Origin of the sequence: Bacteriovorax stolpii, assembly GCF_002872415.1 — a bacterium.
Taxonomy (GTDB): domain Bacteria; phylum Bdellovibrionota; class Bacteriovoracia; order Bacteriovoracales; family Bacteriovoracaceae; genus Bacteriovorax; species Bacteriovorax stolpii.
This window is the reverse complement of sequence record NZ_CP025704.1, coordinates 3,311,329-3,330,843: the sequence shown is the minus strand read 5'-3', so window position 1 is coordinate 3,330,843 and position 19,515 is coordinate 3,311,329. Positions and strand designations below refer to the sequence as shown.

The 19,515-nt window shown below is 41.2% G+C and carries 19 protein-coding genes; 14 read left to right on the top strand and 5 right to left on the bottom strand.

Features of this window, described 5'->3' with window-relative positions; translation table 11 throughout:
* Positions 1-23: 23 nt before the first annotated feature.
* The 3 genes from C0V70_RS16395 to C0V70_RS16385 are packed head-to-tail and all read left to right on the top strand — an operon-like array spanning position 24 to position 2,039.
* Entirely contained in the window at positions 24-878 is an 855-nt protein-coding gene (locus C0V70_RS16395; protein ID WP_208107820.1) for an SAM-dependent methyltransferase, read from the top strand.
* Positions 875-1,144, top strand: coding sequence for a hypothetical protein (locus tag C0V70_RS16390; RefSeq protein WP_102244948.1), 270 nt, complete (start codon positions 875-877; stop codon positions 1,142-1,144). Before C0V70_RS16395 ends, C0V70_RS16390 begins: the two co-directional genes overlap by 4 nt.
* Positions 1,128-2,039, top strand: coding sequence for a class I SAM-dependent methyltransferase (locus C0V70_RS16385; RefSeq protein WP_102244947.1), 912 nt, complete (start codon positions 1,128-1,130; stop codon positions 2,037-2,039). The genes C0V70_RS16390 and C0V70_RS16385 overlap by 17 nt, the downstream gene beginning before the upstream one ends.
* Here C0V70_RS16385 and C0V70_RS16380 read toward each other — a convergent pair.
* Entirely contained in the window at positions 2,036-3,274 is a 1,239-nt protein-coding gene (locus C0V70_RS16380; RefSeq protein WP_102244946.1) for a hypothetical protein, read from the bottom strand. The two genes, C0V70_RS16385 and C0V70_RS16380, sit on opposite strands and share 4 nt — an antisense overlap.
* A gap of 355 nt (positions 3,275-3,629) precedes the next feature.
* Between C0V70_RS16380 and C0V70_RS16375 the strand changes: the two genes are divergently transcribed.
* From C0V70_RS16375 to C0V70_RS16360, 4 genes are all read left to right on the top strand, one after another.
* Positions 3,630-4,205, top strand: a complete 576-nt coding sequence (locus C0V70_RS16375; protein WP_102244945.1) for a hypothetical protein — start codon at positions 3,630-3,632, stop codon at positions 4,203-4,205.
* A 126-nt stretch (positions 4,206-4,331) separates the two neighbouring features.
* Positions 4,332-6,041: an acyl-CoA dehydrogenase family protein gene (locus C0V70_RS16370; protein WP_102244944.1), complete on the top strand. Its 1,710-nt coding sequence runs from the start codon at positions 4,332-4,334 to the stop codon at positions 6,039-6,041.
* A 52-nt stretch (positions 6,042-6,093) separates the two neighbouring features.
* Positions 6,094-6,921, top strand: coding sequence for a hypothetical protein (locus C0V70_RS16365; RefSeq protein WP_102244943.1), 828 nt, complete (start codon positions 6,094-6,096; stop codon positions 6,919-6,921).
* Positions 6,922-6,983: 62 nt separating this feature from the next.
* Entirely contained in the window at positions 6,984-8,222 is a 1,239-nt protein-coding gene (locus C0V70_RS16360) for a formylglycine-generating enzyme family protein (RefSeq protein ID WP_102244942.1), read from the top strand.
* A 34-nt stretch (positions 8,223-8,256) separates the two neighbouring features.
* On the opposite strand, the gene C0V70_RS16355 is transcribed toward C0V70_RS16360, so the two are convergent.
* On the bottom strand, positions 8,257-9,648 hold the full coding sequence (locus tag C0V70_RS16355; protein WP_102244941.1) for a THUMP domain-containing class I SAM-dependent RNA methyltransferase: 1,392 nt from the start codon (positions 9,646-9,648) through the stop codon (positions 8,257-8,259).
* A 3-nt stretch (positions 9,649-9,651) separates the two neighbouring features.
* Positions 9,652-10,599 (bottom strand): phosphotransferase, encoded by a 948-nt coding sequence (locus C0V70_RS16350; protein ID WP_102244940.1) that lies wholly within the window; start codon positions 10,597-10,599, stop codon positions 9,652-9,654.
* An 89-nt stretch (positions 10,600-10,688) separates the two neighbouring features.
* On the opposite strand from C0V70_RS16350, the gene ahcY reads away from it, so the two are divergent.
* The 3 genes from ahcY to C0V70_RS16335 are packed head-to-tail and all read left to right on the top strand — an operon-like array spanning position 10,689 to position 13,096.
* Positions 10,689-11,984, top strand: a complete 1,296-nt coding sequence (gene ahcY / locus C0V70_RS16345) for an adenosylhomocysteinase (RefSeq protein WP_208107819.1) — start codon at positions 10,689-10,691, stop codon at positions 11,982-11,984.
* A gap of 3 nt (positions 11,985-11,987) precedes the next feature.
* A complete protein-coding gene (gene rpiB, locus C0V70_RS16340) occupies positions 11,988-12,428 on the top strand; it encodes a ribose 5-phosphate isomerase B (protein WP_102244938.1) in 441 nt (146 codons plus the stop codon).
* Entirely contained in the window at positions 12,425-13,096 is a 672-nt protein-coding gene (locus C0V70_RS16335) for a hypothetical protein (RefSeq protein WP_102244937.1), read from the top strand. The genes rpiB and C0V70_RS16335 overlap by 4 nt, the downstream gene beginning before the upstream one ends.
* Here C0V70_RS16335 and C0V70_RS16330 read toward each other — a convergent pair.
* Together C0V70_RS16330 and C0V70_RS16325 are read right to left on the bottom strand one after the other, a co-directional pair.
* Entirely contained in the window at positions 13,093-13,821 is a 729-nt protein-coding gene (locus tag C0V70_RS16330) for a polyprenol monophosphomannose synthase (protein ID WP_243733606.1), read from the bottom strand. The two genes, C0V70_RS16335 and C0V70_RS16330, sit on opposite strands and share 4 nt — an antisense overlap.
* A gap of 2 nt (positions 13,822-13,823) precedes the next feature.
* Complete coding sequence (locus tag C0V70_RS16325; protein WP_102244936.1) at positions 13,824-15,614, bottom strand: hypothetical protein; 1,791 nt, start codon at positions 15,612-15,614, stop codon at positions 13,824-13,826.
* Positions 15,615-15,794: 180 nt separating this feature from the next.
* Between C0V70_RS16325 and C0V70_RS16320 the strand changes: the two genes are divergently transcribed.
* From C0V70_RS16320 to C0V70_RS16305, 4 genes are read left to right on the top strand one after another with little or no spacing between them, the layout of a single operon-like run.
* On the top strand, positions 15,795-16,349 hold the full coding sequence (locus C0V70_RS16320) for a metal-dependent transcriptional regulator (protein ID WP_102244935.1): 555 nt from the start codon (positions 15,795-15,797) through the stop codon (positions 16,347-16,349).
* Positions 16,350-16,368: 19 nt separating this feature from the next.
* Complete coding sequence (locus C0V70_RS16315) at positions 16,369-17,037, top strand: hypothetical protein (protein ID WP_102244934.1); 669 nt, start codon at positions 16,369-16,371, stop codon at positions 17,035-17,037.
* Between the two features lie 9 nt (positions 17,038-17,046).
* Entirely contained in the window at positions 17,047-19,083 is a 2,037-nt protein-coding gene (locus tag C0V70_RS16310; protein ID WP_102244933.1) for a M3 family metallopeptidase, read from the top strand.
* Between the two features lie 9 nt (positions 19,084-19,092).
* Positions 19,093-19,383 (top strand): hypothetical protein, encoded by a 291-nt coding sequence (locus C0V70_RS16305; RefSeq protein ID WP_102244932.1) that lies wholly within the window; start codon positions 19,093-19,095, stop codon positions 19,381-19,383.
* Positions 19,384-19,515 lie beyond the last annotated feature (132 nt).

Sequence of the window (19,515 nt, the reverse complement as noted above, 5' to 3'; positions counted from 1 at the left end):
ACTTAAAAACCGAACTCGGGCTAATGGGTATTGAAATCCTCTCGCAACATGGCAGATTAATGCTCTGTAAGGGAGAGGCGCAAGACGTGGTCTTTGCTCAGGATACGTGGCTCAACGTCGAAATCCTGCCGTATACCTCCATTTCTCATGCCGCAGAACTTCTAAAGGCCCGCGCCCGCAGATGGAGTCACTTTTCACTCAATAATCACCGCAGAGCTGAATTAATTCTGGATAAAGTGCCTAGGGCGAAAATAAAGCGCTATGACTTCCTGGAAGAGATTCCCAAGACTCCGATTGGAGTTTTCTCACTTCTTTCCGATGCAGAAATCATCATTTCTCCTGAGACAACTTGTCCGTTACCTTTTGGTGAAATCCATTTCAATGAAGATAAAGTGAACCCTCCCTCACGCGCTTACTTAAAGCTTTGGGAGCTCTTCACGCTGTATGGTTATAAACCAGCTCCAGGAATGAAGACGATTGACGTTGGCAGTTGTCCAGGTGGATGGACTTGGGTGTTGCAGACAGTGGGGACAAATGTCGTGAGTGTTGATAAAGCTCCTCTTGCCCCGAAGATCGCGGCCCTTCCCAATATTGAATTTAAACAAGAAAGTGCGTTTGGTTTAAGACCACAGCATGTAGGAAAACTAGATTGGTTTTTCTCTGATATTATTTGTTACCCGGATAAACTTTTAGAACTGGTCAATCGCTGGCGTGAGTCGGGACTTGTCGACAACTTTGCATGTACGATTAAGTTCCAACAACCGACGGACTTTGAGACGATGTTTAAGTTTAAAGCTATTCCAAATTCTCGCGTTGTTCATCTTTCATGTAATAAACACGAAGTGACGTGGATTCATACTAAGGAGCCCATTAAATGAAGAACTTTCACAAGAATCTAAACATTGCTTTTATCGGAGGCCTTGTTGGTCTTGCTGCCATGACATGGCTTGGGCCAAAAATGATTGGAGTGCTTTTAACTCCACCTGTGAGTTTTGGTGTTAACTGTGAACCGGCCACTCAGTACTCTATGCAAAAACTTATCCTGGCCCAAATTATCGGGTTAGTGATTGGTGTACTTTTAACTTTCTTTATCCGCTACAAACTTTTTGGCGGAAAAGCGCAGACGAATGCACCAACTGCTTAATGTGATCAAAGAGCGCATTCCTCAAAATGGGGAATGCGCCAGGCTTTTTCATGGAAGAGGAAAAAAATGGGAAGGGCTTGAGCATCTTTCCATTGATTTTTTCCCACCGACGATCTTAATCACTACCTACAAAGAAATTGAATCAGATGAGAAATCGGCCCTGGTCGATCTTTTACTTTCTATTCCTGAAATTTCATTTGAGTCAATTGTTTTACAAAAGCGCCATTTAAAAAATGACAACGTGGAAGTTTTAAAAGGGGAAATGCCCGCTGAAGCTTTTGCTGTGGAAAAAGCAGAGAAATACTCACTCAATTTAAAAAAACCTCAGAACACAGGATTTTTTCTGGATATGGGATTGGGAAGAGAGTGGTTGAGACAACACTCGCAAAATAAACGAGTGCTCAATCTTTTTTCTTATACCTGCTCGCTCTCTGTCGCCGCTTTTAAGGGGCAAGCTCAGGCCGTGGCCAATGTGGATATGAGCCAGCCGGCACTTAATGTGGGTGAGAAAAATCACCGTTTAAACGGCATTGAGATCGACGGCAGAAAGACTAAATTCTTCCACTACGATATTATGAAATCGTTGGGAGTCATCTCTAAAAGAGGCCCTTACGATATTGTGATTATTGATCCGCCGACAAATCAGGGTCTGAGTTTTAAAGTGGAAAGAGACTATCATAAAATTATCCGCCGCCTGCCGGAAATGGTCAGCGAGGATGCAGTTATCATGGCCTGTTTGAATTCGCCTTATTTAGGCAGCGATTTTCTTTTAAACGCTTTTAAAGAACATGCACCAGAGTTTATTTTTCAAGAGAAAATGTACGCCAGCTTCAGCGATATGGAAGTGAACCCGGAAGAAGGATTAAAAATTCTCTTTTTTAAGCGCCAAGCTTAGTAATAAGTCCCAATCGTATCCCAATTAGCATCTTCCGGAATGTCTTTAGACTTTAGCGTATCCAGCGACGTAACGATTCTGTTTACATAATCAGCTTCAAAGAATTTCTCCAGAACATCCTGGGCCCTTTCTTTAACTTTAGGGTCAGCGATTTTATTCTTGATTCCACCGGCAATCGGGTAATCAAAATCATCAGGGACTTTAAAGTTTGGAGAAGGAAGCTTAATAAAAATTGAATAAGCAGAAAACCCGTAGTGGTGGTAGACCATACTTTGCTCGATCATCATGGCCAGGTCTTCTCGGGGAGTTGAGTACCCATAAAGATTAGCAGCGACATCGTGTTTAAATTCATCAACTACAGTGTAGGCCTTGGTGTTGATTTCTTCACTAGTGGCCTTTTCACCTTGATAAAGGATTCCTCCCATCTTTAAGAGAAGTTTCGATGCAAGAGGGGACTTGAGCTTTTGAGAAACAATCTGCTCTTGATCCCAGCGCTCATTTGTCAGGTCGTAATAAGTTTTTGTTTTGTCAAAAGTTGCAGAGTTGTAATAGCTCTTTGGAAAGAAATCGTTGGCGTGAGCAAGCTCGTGATAAAGAAGTCTTGCTAAAACCGGCCCCATTGTTTCTTCCGTGCGGTATTTGGCCGAGCTGTTTCTATAAAGAGACTTTCCGTTTTTATAATAATCTGAGCTTTCAAGAAATTGCAGGCTGATACCATAATCTTCGCGGTAATCTTTCTTTTTAATGAGGGCCTTCTCTTCAGGTGTCTTCCAGAAGTATGAACTGCTTAAGTAGATCGCGCCACTTCCGTAGTGATAAAAACTCGGAACGATTCTTTCTGAAATAACAATGGCATTAACGGCCCCAAACATTTGCAATGACTCTTTTGGCATTTGATTAAGGATGTTGCGGAAAGTTTGCAGGTAAGAAGCTTGTGAAGACATTGTTCTATTAAGGATATCATTAACTGAAATAGTATCTTTCCCAACTCCTAATAAAGGAGAGAGTTCAACTTTACATGAGTCTTTATCTGAAGTTGCAAAAGCACATTTTTTAATGTTCTCGGCATTGATCTGATTGGGATTATAAAGAGTGACCTCTTCCGGATGTTGGAAGAGCTCATCATTTGATGATAAGGCCTCTGAGTTGTGATCGGCTGGGATGGATGATTTTTTAGAGCATCCATAAAAGCTGATTAATCCTAAAAGAAGAAGTGGTAGTAATGATATTTTCATGTGGCTTTAATTTGCAAAATGAACACCATGTTTACTGCTTTATAAAAAGCATCATTATATAGGTCTAAAAATATCATCAATAAATTTATTAACCTCATGAAACCTAAGAAAAGACCCAAATCTTTGATTAAACATCACTAGCTAAAATATAGACATCCTCCTCTGTAATCCCCTGAATAGTGTCTAAAAAATTGACTAATTTTTAGACAGGTGTTTGTAGAATGTTCACACAGCATACACCCCCCTTAGCTAACCCCTGTAAATCCATAGGCTGCTGTTTGGCATGACAGTTGCTCTAATATAAACCAAACGGTTTCTAAGAAACTATACTCAATACGCCTTTAGGGAGGACGTTATGAAAAAATTATTATTATCTATGATCGTTTTAGCTTCATTAGTTTCATGTGGAAAGGACAACAAGGTTTCGTCTACAAATTCAACGTTGAATTATTCGAACCCATACCTTTCAGGTAACACTCAAGCTCAAACTTATGCGCAGACATTGATTGCGCAAATTAACAGCTACTCATCTAACTTTGGTAACGGGGTTATCTCATCTGGATCAAGCAACCAAACTTGTGACACGAAATGGGGTATCTTCTACTACTGTTACACTTCAAGCTCTGGATCTTCTGGAACGACTACAACTTGGAACTCAATCGTGGCTTCAACTCCAACGATTACTTACCAATATAGTAATGGTGTGACAGTAAGACACTCAGACGTTAACATTGCTTCTAAGCAATCTGAGCTAATCTCTATCCTGAACGCAGCGACAAACGTACAAGTTCAAGCGATGTCAGGTGGAAACGTATATTACATCACAGTGAGCGGTGCTTACTATGTAATCGACACAAGATACCCGATCCAAGCTAACCCATCTGGTGTTCAGTCTTCTTCTGGAACTAGATACTTTGTTAGAGCGATCTAATCGGATATCAGACCAAATCACTACAAAATAAAAAATAGGGGACCCGAAAGGGTCCTCTCTTTTTTTTTATGCGGTTTGATTTATAATAAAAGAACTTCAAATTAATTAAATCAAGGATGGTTTAACGTGGCTCAATTCAAAACAGATCTCAAAGATATTCACTTCAACCTTTTTAATATGCTTAAAATCCAAAACAACGGTGTTGGTGAAAACGACATGAAGGATATTATCAATGAATGCAACAAGTTCATTGAAAAAGAAGTCTACCCAAGCAGAACAATTGGGGACCACGAAGGGGTAAAGCTTGCTAACGGAAAAGTAACAGCACCTCAATCTTTCAAAGAAGGGATGAAAAAATATTACGAAAATGGATGGCACGCGATTGGATACCCGGAAGAAATCGGTGGTATGCCAGTTCCTCACACTGTATCGCTTGTTTGTCAGTCGATTATGAACGGGGCCAATGTTTCATTCTCTATGTATCCAGGACTTTCTCGCGGGGCCATGGATGTAATCCTAAAAGTTGGAACTCAAGAACAAAAAGATACATATGTACCAAACATGATCTCTGGATTATGGGGTGGGACAATGTGTTTAACTGAGCCGGGAGCGGGAAGTGATGTAGGTGCAGTTATCACGACAGCAACTCCAAATGGAAACGGCACTTATAAAATGAAAGGGATTAAAATCTTCATCTCTTCAGGAGATAACGATTTTTATGAAAATATCATCCATTTGGTTCTGGCAAAAACTCCAGGGGCCCCTGCGGGAACGAAAGGTCTTTCATTGTTTATCGTTCCAAAAATTCGCCTTGATGGAACTCCAAACGATGTTGTGTGTACAAAAATCGAAGAAAAAATGGGGATCCATGGACAAGCGACTTGTGAGATGACTTTCGGAGCTCAAGGTAACTGTGAAGGTTACTTAATTGGTAAAGAGTTCGAAGGGATGGTCAACATGTTCATTCTTATGAACGAAGCTAGACTTCTTTGTGGTGTTCAAGGTGAAGCGCAAGCAAACCTGGTTTATATGTTAACTGAACAATACGCTCGCGAGAGATCGCAATTTGGAAAAGAAATTGTAAATCACCCGGATGTTAAAAGAACTCTTTTAAAAATGAGATCGATGGCGCGTTCAATGAGAAGCTTGATTCTTTATACAGGGGATCAGTTCGACCGCGCTCACCACGGCGATAAAGCAGCTGAAGATGAAATTGCATTCCTAACTCCAATCTGTAAATCATACTGCTCTGATGAGGGGTTCCAGGTAGCTGTTGATGCTATCCAGACTCACGGTGGATATGGATTCTGTTCAGAGTATGGAATCGAGCAATTTGCTCGCGATCTAAAAATTGCTTCAATCTACGAAGGGACAAACGCTATCCAGGCGATGGACTTCGTGATGAGAAAAATTTTAAAAGACAACGCTAAAACGTTTATGGGAATCGGAGCAAAAATCCAGAAGACGATGGCACGCCCAGAAGCTCAAGAGTTTGCTGATGAACTAGCGGCACTAGGAAAGAATCTGCAAAAAGCGCAAGAGATCCTGGCGCAGTTTGGAGCTCTGGCGAAGGCCAATAAGTTCGACACCATTCTTTTCCATTCAATGAACTTCTTAAATTTCTCTGCGAACTTAATTGGCGCATGGCTACTTCTTGAAGGTGCATGCGAAGCAGTGATTGCAGCAAAAACAGCTCAATCTCAGGAAGATAAGGATTATTACCAGAGTAAAAAAGTCGACTTTAGATTTTATGTCCAGCAACAACTGGTTAAAAATGCGGGTATTGCGCAGTCAATCCTGAATTTCAAAGAGGACTTATCTCAATTGAATGTTTGATCCACTTAGTGTTACACTAGTGAGGATTATACTTTTAAAAATTGAGCGCTAAATGGACATTCAAAAACTAAGTGAAGAGATTAAACTCTTCTCGTCATCTACTCATGGCAGTAGTGACTATGACAAAGATGAATACTTTGTCATGAGTGAAGACCGCAAGGAATTTGCTCCTCTTAAATACATTCAAAAAAAATTGCCCGAATGCAAAGACATCCACTCGCTTCTGCGAGTGGGCTTTGTTTATGACTCTTATGAGCTCTCAAGCAATGAACACTTCTCTATCTGGTACGAAAAGCAGTTCTCTAAAAAACTGCTGCGTAAAGATGCTAAGAAGATTTCCATCGTTTATGTTCCCAACAACAAAATGATTCTCGATCAAATTGGAATCGTTAACCGCGCTTATGAAGTGCTGGCAGCGGAACAAATCCTTCTTAATGGAAAAAATCTTCCAACTCAATTAGGTGAGTGGTATGCCAAGTGTATCTTCGGCCTAAAACAAGTGAAGTCCACATCACAAAGAGGTTTTGACTTCGTGATGGAAGATGGAAAAAGAGTTGAGATTCAAGTGGAGTGGAGTGACGCTTCTTCTCCAAAAGGTGTAAAAATCAAAAAGACTCTAGTGGAGCTCTCTGATTACTGCATTATCATTTACGTTGCTAAAAACTTTATGATCAGAGAAGTCTGTTTCCTTGATTCAGAATTTATCTCGAGAAAGTTTTCAAATAAAGGACACACGATCTTCTTAAAAGACTCTGACGTGTCTTCATACTTCTTCTCAAAGTCGTCAAAACACTTTGATAAGATCATTAACCCGATTACTTTTTTAAAGTACGCTTCGCCAAATCTGGCGATGAAGCTTTCAGAAAAACTGAGCGGTTAGACACGCATTTCACCAAAAGAAAATTCATTGTGTTCATTTCTTAAATCAATTAGATTTAAGGGATGAACACAACAAAATACAGCTTATTCTCTCTTATTATCGGTCTCACTCTTTTTTCTCAAGTCGCAAAGTCTGATGAACTTTGCTCATTTGAGTTAAAAGGCAAGAGTGCTAACTTCACCATGTGTGAGAGTAAAAAATCGCACTCTAAATTAAAATCCGTTTTCATTACGCAATTAAGTCACGCTTTAATGATTCCTTCTGAGTTTGAAGCGATCATTAAAAGAGACAATCCAATTTATAGACCAGATCATAAAGGCTACCGCATGGGGCTTGCCAACCTTCAATGGTTGAATGCCAGAGAAGCACTTGAGCGAGTCAAGACATTTGCTGCAGATTCCAGTTTTACAGTAACTGAATCTAAAGCATGGAGTGACCAAGAAAAAGATCTTCAAGAAGGAATTTCGGCCCGCAAAGATTTTCCAGCGTGGAGAAAGAAATTCAATGCTGTTGTTGATAAAATGATTCAAGACTTCTCTAAAAAAGAAAACATCACTTTCACTAAAACTCAGATCGCTGGTAATCCCATTTTGAGAGACATCTTATCAACAGAGTATTGGAGTGAGAAAAATCAATGGAAAGTGGAGTGGGTTAAAATCCCAAAAGGGAAAAATATTTTAGGATCTAATAAGCTTCAGCCTGGCCATTTCCCTGATGAAACTGAATTTACTTACGAAAATAAAGCAGAATTTCAACTCATGGCCTCTCCCATCACTCAGATGCAATGGATGCAGATCATGGGATCAAATCCTTCTCGCTTCAAACAAAGATCGTATTGCCCTGAGAGTGTCCCGTTTTTAGGTTCGGCGGAAATTTGTCCTGACAACCCAGTTGAAAATATTTCGGCCAATGATGTTTTAGATTTTATAACGATTTTATCCCTCACTTATCCAGAGTTAAAAACAAGGCTACCAGATCAAAACGAGTGGGAGTTTGCAGCGAGGGCCCAGGCGAGCACGATCTTCTGGTTTGGATCAAACTTCGATGATGTGGCAAAAAACTGCTGGGAAGAAGTAGGCGCAAAACAACAAACTCATCCGGTGAAATCAAAACCTAGAAATCCATTTGGGCTTTCAGATACATGTGGAAACGTTTGGCAGTTAACGAAGAATAAAAATGAATATCTGCTTAAAGGTGGAAGCTGGACAGGGGGGCCGCGCATTTTAAGGCCTGCAACTAAGACGAAGATTGCGGCGGATGGAAGGTTTATTAATGTTGGATTTCGTTTAATTAAAAAATAAAAAAGGCCGCATTCCGCGGCCTTTTTTATTTTATCTAGTACAATTCATACTTAAGTAATCGACACTCAAGACTCCCGTTAAAAAACGTCTTTCTCTCAGATGTCCCAAGCGAGATCTCTTTTCTTAAAAGCGGATTCGATGTGAAAACATAAGCTCTGAATCCTTTGAAGTTGTGCTTTAAGTTTTCACCATAAGACTTATAAAGCCCTTTTAGCTCATCTTCTTCACCCATACGCTCTCCGTAAGGAGGGTTACAGATAACGATTCCCGGAGGATCATCCATCGGAGTGATTTTGGTAGCGTCGCGCTTGTTGAGAGTCACGATCTGCTGGTCAATCATAGCGTTGTGAAGGTGGATACGAGTTGTTTCCATCGCACGCTCTGAAATATCAAAACCAAAAAATTGTCTTGTTTGAAGTTCGTTTAAAGCAGCAAGAGAGTGGTTGTAAATCGCTTGTGCTCTTTCATCAAAAAGGCGTTGTGCTTTTCTGTCGGCCTGAAACCAGGGGTGCTTGATGAAATCAAAAACCGGAACACGCTTTTCAATATACTGTCTGATTTTTAAATAAGTCGGAGCCACTTTTGCTCTGATAAGAATCGCTTCAATCAGAAGTGTTCCTGTTCCGCACATTGAATCAGTGAAGATATCTTTTTCTGGATCAAAGTCTGTCGACATGATGATCGAAGCGGCCAGGTTTTCTCTTAGTGGTGCTTTTAGTGACTCTTCTCTGTAGCCGCGGTTAGAGATTGGGTCACCACACATATCAACCAGAATGCGGGCGTTGAATTGAGGCGTTCCTGGTTTTCTTTCGACTCGTAAAAGGAAAGTGATATCTGGTCTTCCCGTATCAACACTTGGTCTTTCGCCGTATTTCTCTCTGAAGTTATCAGCGATAGCGTCTTTTAGAAGTTGTGAGAAGATCATTGAGTTGTTGAAGCTCTCTTTAGCGTCGCGATCAAAAAGTGTGTTGATTTTAAACGTCTGTTGAACGTTAAAAACCTTATCCCACCACTTCTCTTTAGCAAGAGAGTAGAGGTCTTTTTCAGTTGAGATTGTGTAAACTTGAAGCTCTTTAAAAACTCTTGAAGCGACTCTTGAATTTAAAAGAACATCCAGTGCTTGTTCCGTTTCTGCTTTAAAAGCAACTCCGCCTTTTTCCACTTCAATACGAGTGATGCCAAGATCTCTGATTTCTTTTTCTAAAAGATGCTCAACTTCTCTCGGGCATGAAGCAAAGAATGTCGACTGGTCGAATTCTTTTGTTCCATCAGCATTTACTTTTGCTCTTGGTGTACTTTTAACGTCGCTGAACTGTTTAGGATCTTTTTGATCCCTGCGGTCTCTGCGATCACCGCGATTGTTGCCACGGTAACCTTCGCCTTCGCGTTTTTTGAATCCATCTTTTTTTGGTGGAACTTTAGCCATGATTTATATTTCCTGTTTTCTCATTTCAAAATAATTTAATGCGCGCACAAGCAGGTCTCTGTAGGAATTTTCCATCAGAGGGTTGAGGTTTCTTTCTTTAAATCTTTTGATTCTCCATAAAGAGATCGAAAGGAGTCCAAGAATAATGGACTGGTCTAAGAATTTCTTTTCAACAATTGAAAGCGCTCTGACTGATTCATACCCCATAAGGTATGAGTTTACTAGTGGTGTTATGACCATTCCTTTTTCCAGGCACGTTCCGGAAATCGAAATCCCCAGATCGAGGATGTATTCACCGATGCCGGCCTGCTCGAAGTCCAGTACAGTGCTGATTTTATTGTTATCAAAAAGCGTGTTGTCGTAGTAGAGGTCCCCGTGGATGATACCGGTCTCAAAACCGGCATTCATAAACCCTTCCAGGTGGTCGGGGAAAAGACTAAGAAAACCGGCCTTGAAGTCAGCCGGGCAGCTTGGGGACTTGATGTAGTCTAATATTTCTTTAGGGCCATAGCCCACAGACTCATGGGGTCTAAGTGAATTCATTTTCTCTTGGTCATGTTTTAAAACATGAAGCTCAGCAATAGCTCTTCCCACTTCTTGGCAAGTGTAGTCAGAAGGCCCTGGAGGAATCCCTTGGACAAAGGGATAAAGCACTCCGAAATACGGACCGTAATTGTAAATGAATTCCCCTGAAGTCAGAGGGAAAGGTTTTAGTGAGTAAGGGTAACCACACTCTTTTAAATACACTAAAATAGCTTGCTCATCAGCAAGCTGTTGTTGATTTTTGTCATTGGAGATTTTGAGCAGAACTGTTTCGTTCTCCAAATCAACGCGGTAGTTAGAATTAGAAATTCCCAGCGAAAGTGGAGTGCACTTTTTCACCTTTGACCGACCGTAGAGCTTCAATATTTCTTCTGCCTCTGCGAGGCTGATTTGTGTATAACTTGCCATGCTTAAATTACCTTGTGAGCTTCTCTCTGGAATGCTATAGTGAGCCTGTTTAATTTTATTACAAAATCAAAAAACCACTAGGGGGAATTATGGCCTTTACGGATTACAAAGTAAAAGATATGTCACTGGCTGACTGGGGACGTAAGGAAATCGAAATCGCAGAAACAGAAATGCCAGGATTAATGGCCCTACGTGCGGAATTTGGAAAATCAAAGCCTCTAAAAGGCGCAAAAATTGCTGGATGTCTTCACATGACAATCCAAACTGCAGTACTAATCGAAACTCTTGTTGAACTTGGCGCAGAGGTTCGTTGGTCATCTTGTAACATCTTCTCTACTCAAGACCAGGCCGCTGCTGCTATTGCTGCTGCAGGGATTCCTGTTTTTGCTTGGAAAGGAATGAACGAAAAAGAATTCGACTGGTGTATTGAGCAAACTCTTAAGTGGCCAGATGGATCAGGACTAAACATGATTCTTGATGACGGTGGTGACTTAACTGTTATGGTTCACAGCAAATACCCTGAGCTAATCGCTAACATCAAAGGTCTATCTGAAGAAACAACAACAGGTGTTCATAGACTTTACGATATGATGAAAAAAGGCGAACTAAAAATGCCTGCTATCAACATCAACGATTCAACAACTAAATCAAAATTCGACAACCTTTACGGATGCCGTGAGTCTCTAGTTGACTCTGTTAAGAGAGCAACAGACGTAATGGTTGCTGGTAAAGTGTGTGTTGTTGCTGGATACGGTGACGTAGGTAAGGGATCTGCTGGATCATTCCGCGGTCTTGGTGGACGTGTAATCGTAACTGAAATCGATCCTATCTGTGCTCTTCAAGCAGCGATGGAAGGATACCAGGTTATGAAAATGGAAGACGCTGTAAAGCTAGGAGACATTTTCGTAACAGCTACAGGATGTCGTGACGTAATCACTGGCAAGCACATGGAGCAAATGAAAGATGGGGCCATCGTTGCTAACATCGGTCACTTTGACCTTGAAATCGAAGTTGCTTACCTAAATAAGACAGCTAAAAAAATTAACATTAAGCCTCAAGTAGACCAATACGTAATGCCTTCAGGAAAGAAACTTATCGTTCTTGCAGAAGGACGTCTGGTTAACCTTGGATGTGGTACAGGTCACCCTTCATTCGTAATGTCTAACTCGTTCACAAACCAAGTTATGGCACAAATGGAGCTATGGGCGAACCACAAGAACTACGAAAACAAAGTTTACGTACTTCCAAAACACCTTGATGAAAAAGTAGCTCGTCTTCACCTTGAAAAAATCGGGGTAAAACTAGATACATTAACATCTGCTCAATCAGAGTACCTAGGTGTTAAAGTTGAAGGTCCATACAAACCAGACCACTACAGATACTAATTTATGAAAATAGCAATCGGCTCAGATCACGCAGCTTATGAAATGAAGGAAATGGTAAAACATTTCCTTCAGAGCAAACAGTTCGATGTCATCGACTGCGGCACATATTCGTCTGAGAGGGCCGATTATCCTGAATACGCTAAGAAGGTAAGTCACGAAGTGATTTCTCAGGGTATTCAGGGGATTTTGCTTTGTGGATCAGGAATTGGCGTCTCAATCGTCGCCAACCGTTTCAAAGGTGTACGTGCAGCTCTTTGCCGAACTCCAATGGACGCGGAAATGGCCCGCAAGCACAACGACGCCAACGTTCTTTGCTTAGGCGCTCGTTTCACCACAGAAGAAGAAACAAAAAAGATCATCGAAGCTTGGTTTGCCAATTCATTTGAAGGCGGCAGACACTCAGACCGTTTAAAGTTATTTGAAGATTTGGGAGAGAGCTGTTGAAACTTTTTGAAAAGGTGATGTACCCGGTTCTGGTACTCCTTATTTTCTTTTACATGTACCACGCTAGAAACAATCCAATGTATTTTGAAAGCGAGCTGGCAGTTGAAGGTGGACCATTACAATGGTTAATCATTTCAACGTTACTGTTTGCTTCAGTGATGTGTTTTTACCGCGCTAGCATCCTGAAACCTTTTAGAGGGGGAGTGTTTGCGGCCTGTAGTGTGTTTACTGGAATTGTTTTTTTAGCTTTCGCTTTAGATGAGATGTCTTGGGGACAAATTATTTTTCACTACCCGACACCTGAATTCATCAGAGTGAGAAACGCATTGGGGGAGATGAACATCCGCCATTTAGTTATCGCTGGTTTTGAAATCACCGACATCATTTTCACTCTAGGGATTAAAATCCTGGCGACACTTTATTTTATCGTGCTGCCATTTTTCTACTCTCGCTTAGAGCAGATTAAGAATTTCGTAAATCGTTTTGCGATCCCTCTGCCTCGTTATACGCAGACGGGAGCTTATGCTGTGGCAGCGATTCTTATGAGCTTTATTCCTTCAGCTCTTCGCTACATTGTTTTCGAACTTGTTTTCTACTGGATTCTGGTTCTGATGATGTACAACCCGCTTAACGACGAAGTTTTTTCAAGAAAAAGCCTGGTTCGTTAATTCAATTGATTCAATAGTTTTTTCAGGCGCAGCCTGAACATTACACTGAAGGCCTCAAGCACGATGCCTAAGTTCATTTTAGATTTTCCGTAAACTCTCTCTGAAAAGACGATGGGGATTTCGACAATATCGTATCCCATGGCATGCACTTTATAGGTCATTTCAAATTGAAAGACATAACCTTTAGAGATGATGTTATCGAAGTTGATTTTTTCCAGAGCTTCGCGCTTAAAACATTTAAAGCCTCCGGAGATGTCGCGGATTTTAAGACCGGTAAAAAGGCGCAGAATAAAACCAGCGCTCAGTGAAATAAGCAGTCGATACCATGGCCAGTCTTTGGTCCTGATGTCGTTGCCGCTGTAGCGTGAGCCAATAGCGAGGGCAGTCCCATCATAGAGCGCAGTAATTAAGCGTCCTAGGTCTTTTGGGTCGTGAGAGAAGTCACAATCCATTTGAGCAATGAACTTAAATTTCTTAAGAAGGGCCCACTTGAAGCCCTCGACATAAGCTGTTCCCAGACCCAGTTTTCCGGCCCTTTTAATCAGGAAGAGGTTGGGGTGCTTGGTCTTAAGCGCTTCTACTACTAAGGCGGTTTTATCGGGCGAATTATCATCGATAATCAGGACTGAAATGTCCGGATAAAGTGCAAATAAACGCTCTATCATCGAATCCACATTGAGGGCTTCGTTGTAAGTTGGGATGATGACCAGAGACTGATTAATCACTTCTATTTGCCTTCAGCATCGACTTCTAAAAGTCTTCTTCCCGAAGTTTGGTATCTCATCGAGATAATCTCAAATAGAGGAGTGCTATTATCTTTTCTGATCTGGTTAGCTTGTTGGGCACGGGCCTCTGCTTTTTGAGCGAACTCAAGAATTTTTGAATTAGGAGCAGCTTTAGTAGCGCCTGGTTTTAATTTTGCCAGAATATCTTCAGCTCCATTCCCACCTTCACTTTTTCTTCCCGCTGTCCCCAGCCCATTTCCACCTGAGAAGTCGACAATATTTGATCCTTTAGGACCAACTGAAGCTAGTTTTAAACCAGCACCAGATGCACCTTGAAGTTTTGCCATGGCCGCGTTTGTCGCTGAAGCGCTCGGTTGATTCTGGGCCATTAAAGCGGCCACATTCGCCGGCACACCTTTAGAGGCGATAGCATCGGCAATTCCTTTTTGATCTTTGGTTAAAGGAGAGTTATCCAGAGGAATCTTGCTCGCCAATTCTCTTAAACCTTTTTTAGCAATGGCCATTGTTGAATCGTATGATGATGAGTTGACTGTTCCACCTACAAGTTCTCCACGAGCAAGTGAGCGGATGGATTTATAAGGTGAACTTGAGTAACCAAGCCCCCCTAACTCCAGTGCCCCTTCACCTTGAACTTCAAGATAATTGTCAAAACACGTATTGGTTTTTTCGCAGTTACAGCTGGGATCGATGGCCAGTGTATCTGTGGTACAAGCTACGCGGTATGAACTCGCGGCCAGTGATTTTTTATGCAGACCTTTTGCACAGTAAGTAGGATCATTTTCAGTTGATGGTTGTGAACAGTAACAAAGGTTATCAGTGATTGGGTTACAATCTCCTTTATTTGGAAGCATATCTGCAATCTTTCTTGTCTTTTCTGCATATTCTTTGTTGGCCGAAACTTCACTTTGGTAAAAACCACCTAGAAGGGTAGCTGCACCCATTTTGATAAGTAGGTTTTTATCCCAGGCAAAGTTTCCAAGGCTCGCATTAGTCGCGTAACAAGCAGCTCCTCCCCACCATCCGGCGGCCTGGATTTGAGCAAGTTTCGCTCGAGAGTCGTGGCTTTTAGCGGCCTTTAATAAATAATCTTTTTGAGCTGTATCGCCGTTACCAATATCTTCGCCCAGCTCTTTTGTTTTCACCGCTTGCATTGCCGTGGCAATCCCTTCTGTCGCAGTAGGGATGAATTTGCAGTAGTCGTTTGCTTTTGAGTCTACTTTATCAGGAGTTTCACCTTTGTCTTTGGCCGCCTTAGCAGCGTCGTTTTCTTTTTTGAGAGCAGCTTCACCTTTAGAGATCGTGCCCAAGCTGTCTCCGGCAATAGCTCCAAACATTGCATAGGCCTGGGCGACGGCCTTAACCATATTCGGGTCCACTCCTAAGAATTTGTGTTTTCCTTCATTACCATTACAAACTGAGGCCATGTCCCCACTACAATTTTTCTTCAAGACGTCGTTTGAGAGACCTTGGTGCAGGTATTGCTGACTCAGTTGTACTTCCTGGTCAGTAAGGTTTGTCGTGTTGATATTGTTTTGGCCAGGTCCGAGCGCGCGGATTTCCTGAACAGGCTTATTGGCATTTTTCTTTTCAACTTGCTCGCGCGAAGCTTTTGCATTTTCTAAAAGTTGAGCATTGTTGCTTGTTTCAGTCGCTGTTGTCACTCCGGTTGCTGTCGAGATGGTCGCAGCCGTCGTATTGGTCGTCGTCTGGGCCATGGCCGAAACAGGGCCAAGAGTGAGTAGGGAAATAAGGGCCAAATTTAATGTTTTCATAAGAGTATTTTACCTTAGGGTCTTTCTTTAATCGCTGGGCAAAAAGGTTTCGGTTTATCCCTCTTATAAAAACAGGATGTTAGGTCACTAAAAGCAAGCTTCTTAGGCACAGGTAAGTGCCTTGTTTTGTAGGCTTTTGGTGCGTTGACGTGGGAGGTTTTGGTTGGTACAAATTTGGTTATGATGACAAAAAACAATGACCAAAAAGACGCTCACGAAAATGATTTATCTCACTCGATGGTTCACTATCTTTTAACGATCCATAAATTAAAAGAAAACAGAGGATTTGCTCGCGTGACAGACATTGCAAAGGATCTGGACCTTACAAAAGGATCAGTTTCTACAATGCTGAACAATCTAAAAAAGAAGGGTCTAATCCAGGAAGAAGACGAATGTAAATTTGTTGTTCTAACTGAACTTGGTCACGAAGAAGTTCACCGCATTCTTTCTTCAAGAACATTATTGTTTTATTTCCTAAGAGATTTCGTAGGCGTAGATGAAAAAACTGCAGAATACGATTCTTGTCAGATGGAACACTTAATGAGTCCACAAACCAGCGAACGTTTCTTCAACTTCATGAAGACGCTTGCCTGTACATGTGAAGATCTTGATAAAAAAGGACAACTACCGAAGTCTTTCCAATTCAAGACAACTCTTGACCTGTGCTCATACAACACAGCAGACGAGTTCATTCACAATCAAAAAGGCGACAGCCATTTACCAACTGATAAGTAGTTTAGTTATTACACTACTTGTGAATCCAGTCTTTGCAGAGGAAGACCTGGCCAGCTTTTGCTTTGAGCAAAAAGTCAGTCTTTCCGAGGCTAAAAACTCATTGGAATTCCTTCTTTTGCCTAGAGAGAAGGTTTTTATGCGTTCCGGTGATAATTGTCTCGATGTAGTGACATCGCCCGATAGATCAAAATTATTGGAGAAATTCCTGAGCAAGCGTTACACTTTGGTAAGTGAAACCAGCGAAGCGACAGCCTTGAATTCCGCAAAGACCGAAGAGCATTGCCAACTGGAAATGAAAACGACGAGAGTGAAGAAAGTCGATTCAATCAATGTCAGAGTGGGAAGAACCAACGATGTACAAGCTTCCAACCGCGATTTAAGAGAGACATCAACCGCTCAAATTCTTCTCGGGATGGGAAAACCAGGATCGCTGGACCTCGAAGGAAAAGCTTTATTTGTCGAATGCAGACAGGGAGCAAGTGGGATTTATCAGTTGATCTTTTCATTCACAGAATTAAACAGAACGAAGGTCACTTCTGAAGTGAGTTTGAGAAAAAACGAACCTCTCAGCATTGCTCAAATTGTGACTGACCTTAATAGTAAAAGTAAAACACTAGGCTTGCCTGAGACAATTATCCAGGAAGCTGAAGGTAAAGATAGTACGACATTTGAATTGCAAATTAAGTAGGAGATACACATGAATATTCTTTTAAACAAATTCACCACACCGTTTGAAACAGTTCCTTTCAATGAAATTAAGCCGGAAGATTTCCTTCCAGCAGTAAAAGAAGCGATCGCAGCAGCTAAAAGTAGAATTGCAGATATTAAAAACAATAAAGAAACTGAAACGTTTGAAAACGTAGTAGAAGCGCTGGAAAACGCGGGACCGGAAGTTGATCTGATCTCAGGGATTTTCTTCAATCTTCACTCGGCAGAAACAAATGATAAAATCCAGGCGATCGCTAAAGATTTTTCACCACTTCTAACTGAGTACGGAAACGATATCAGCCTGGATGCAGACCTGTTTAAGAAAATTAAAAAAGTCTGGGACCACAAAGAAAACTTCAATCTTTCAGCTGAACAAAAAATGCTGCTAGAAAAAAGCTATAAAAGTTTTGTAAGAAACGGAGCTCTTCTCAACGATGCTCAAAAGGAAAGACTGAGAGAAATTTCAACTAAACTTTCAACTCTAGGGCTAAAGTTTGGCGATCACATCCTGAAAGAAACAAACGACTTCGTAATGCTGATTGAAGACAAAAAAGATCTTGAAGGCCTGAGTGAAGATGTAATCGAAGCGGCAGCAATGACAGCAAAAGAAAAAGGACATGAAGGCAAATGGGCCTTTACACTTCAATATCCAAGTGTGATTCCTTTTTTAACTTACGCTAAAAACCGCGAGCTTCGCCATAAATTGTGGCTGGCAAACTCGACAAAAGGTTTTAAAGACGGCGAAACAGACAACAAGGAAATCATTAAAGAGATCGCAACTCTAAGACACCAGAAAGCAAACCTGCTTGGTTATGAATCTCATGCACATTTCATTCTTGAAGAGAGAATGGCCTCTAACCCAAAAACAGTTTTTGAATTCTTAGATAACATTGTTAACCATGCAACTCCTGCAGCAGTTAAAGAAACTGAAGAGCTAAGAGCTTACGCTAAAAAACTTGATGGTATCGAAGAACTTCAAAAGTGGGATACAGCTTATTACGCTGAAAAATTAAAGAACGAGAAGTTTCAGGTAAACGATGAAATGCTTCGTCCTTACTTCAAACTTGAGAATGTTATTGATGGGGTATTTAAAGTAGCCAAGAACCTTTATGGTCTAAAATTTGAGCAACGTTTTGACATCCCTGTTTATCACGAAGATGTAAAAACGTATGAAGTTTTGGATGAAAATGGCAAGCACATTTCTGTGTTCTATGCTGATTTCCACCCGAGAGCGGGAAAGAGAAACGGGGCGTGGATGACGTCTTTTAGAGGTCAAAAAATCGATCACGGTGTGAACGTTCGTCCACATGTGGCCATCGTTTGTAACTTCACAAAACCAACTCCAACAAAACCTTCTCTTCTAGGATTTGATGAAGTTGTAACACTATTCCACGAGTTTGGTCACGCTCTACACGGTATGCTGGCAAACACTCGTTACGAAACTCTCTCTGGAACAAACGTTTACTGGGATTTCGTAGAGCTTCCATCACAGATCATGGAAAACTGGGCATATGAAAAAGAGTGCCTGGATCTTTTTGCTGAACACTACGAAACAAAAGAAAAAATCCCTGCGGATTTGATCAAAAAAATTAAAGACTCTTCAAGCTTCCTTGAAGGACGTGCAACGCTAAGACAAGTAAGTTTTGCAACAATCGATATGGCATGGCACTCAGCTAACCCAGATCAAGTTAAAGACATTGAAGCTTTTGAAACAAAAATGACCAACAAGATGGATTTCCTTCCAGCAGTAAAAGGAACAAGCATTTCAACAGCGTTCTCTCACATTTTTGCAGGTGGATACTCAGCAGGGTACTACTCATACAAGTGGGCCGAAGTTTTGGATGCTGATGCTTTTGAATTTTTCAAAGAAAAAGGGATCTTCAACCGTGATGTCGCTAATAAGTTTAAGGACAATGTCCTTTCAAAAGGTGGAAGCGAGCATCCGATGAACCTTTATGTGGCCTTCAGAGGAAAACAACCAAACCCAGACGCTCTTTTAAGAAGAGCTGGTCTATTGGCAAAATAGGAGTTTTAAATGATTGCATCAGGGATGATTTTAAAGTGCATTCTCTTGGCCAAGTTTCAGGTAGATGTCGTGGAAACACCGATTTCTGAGTACGAAATGGCCACGATGAACAAGGTTCATAATGGCGTTGCCTTTGAAGCTACTGTTCTTGAGGGCCGATTAAACTCGGTCTCAATTGAAGACCCGTCAACTTCCGCAAAAACGATGAGTTATTCGATGAAGGACTACACTCAAAGAAGCCTCTCGACTAAGTTGGATGTTTTAAACACTCATTCGTCTGTTGACTGTGAAATTATTTGAGCCACCCTAATTAAATTTTACCTTAAAGAAGGCCCGCTAAGCGGGCCTTCTTTTTATTGGCATCCCCAATGGAAGTTGAGGTAAACTTAAGATTCAATTAATAGATAAAATGACACAAAAGTGATAAATGAA

What these genes read in the sequence shown, in the direction of transcription:
- rpiB (WP_102244938.1), top strand. Translation starts at nt 11,988, where the DNA reads ATGAAAATAGCAATCGGCTCAGATCACGCAGCTTATGAAATGAAGGAA.
- C0V70_RS16380 (WP_102244946.1), bottom strand. Translation starts at nt 3,274, where the DNA reads ATGAAAATATCATTACTACCACTTCTTCTTTTAGGATTAATCAGCTTT.
- C0V70_RS16305 (WP_102244932.1), top strand. Translation starts at nt 19,093, where the DNA reads ATGATTGCATCAGGGATGATTTTAAAGTGCATTCTCTTGGCCAAGTTT.
- ahcY (WP_208107819.1), top strand. Translation starts at nt 10,689, where the DNA reads ATGGCCTTTACGGATTACAAAGTAAAAGATATGTCACTGGCTGACTGG.
- C0V70_RS16385 (WP_102244947.1), top strand. Translation starts at nt 1,128, where the DNA reads ATGCACCAACTGCTTAATGTGATCAAAGAGCGCATTCCTCAAAATGGG.
- C0V70_RS16375 (WP_102244945.1), top strand. Translation starts at nt 3,630, where the DNA reads ATGAAAAAATTATTATTATCTATGATCGTTTTAGCTTCATTAGTTTCA.
- C0V70_RS16390 (WP_102244948.1), top strand. Translation starts at nt 875, where the DNA reads ATGAAGAACTTTCACAAGAATCTAAACATTGCTTTTATCGGAGGCCTT.
- C0V70_RS16310 (WP_102244933.1), top strand. Translation starts at nt 17,047, where the DNA reads ATGAATATTCTTTTAAACAAATTCACCACACCGTTTGAAACAGTTCCT.
- C0V70_RS16395 (WP_208107820.1), top strand. Translation starts at nt 24, where the DNA reads ATGGGTATTGAAATCCTCTCGCAACATGGCAGATTAATGCTCTGTAAG.
- C0V70_RS16365 (WP_102244943.1), top strand. Translation starts at nt 6,094, where the DNA reads ATGGACATTCAAAAACTAAGTGAAGAGATTAAACTCTTCTCGTCATCT.
- C0V70_RS16350 (WP_102244940.1), bottom strand. Translation starts at nt 10,599, where the DNA reads ATGGCAAGTTATACACAAATCAGCCTCGCAGAGGCAGAAGAAATATTG.
- C0V70_RS16320 (WP_102244935.1), top strand. Translation starts at nt 15,795, where the DNA reads ATGATGACAAAAAACAATGACCAAAAAGACGCTCACGAAAATGATTTA.
- C0V70_RS16325 (WP_102244936.1), bottom strand. Translation starts at nt 15,614, where the DNA reads ATGAAAACATTAAATTTGGCCCTTATTTCCCTACTCACTCTTGGCCCT.
- C0V70_RS16360 (WP_102244942.1), top strand. Translation starts at nt 6,984, where the DNA reads ATGAACACAACAAAATACAGCTTATTCTCTCTTATTATCGGTCTCACT.
- C0V70_RS16355 (WP_102244941.1), bottom strand. Translation starts at nt 9,648, where the DNA reads ATGGCTAAAGTTCCACCAAAAAAAGATGGATTCAAAAAACGCGAAGGC.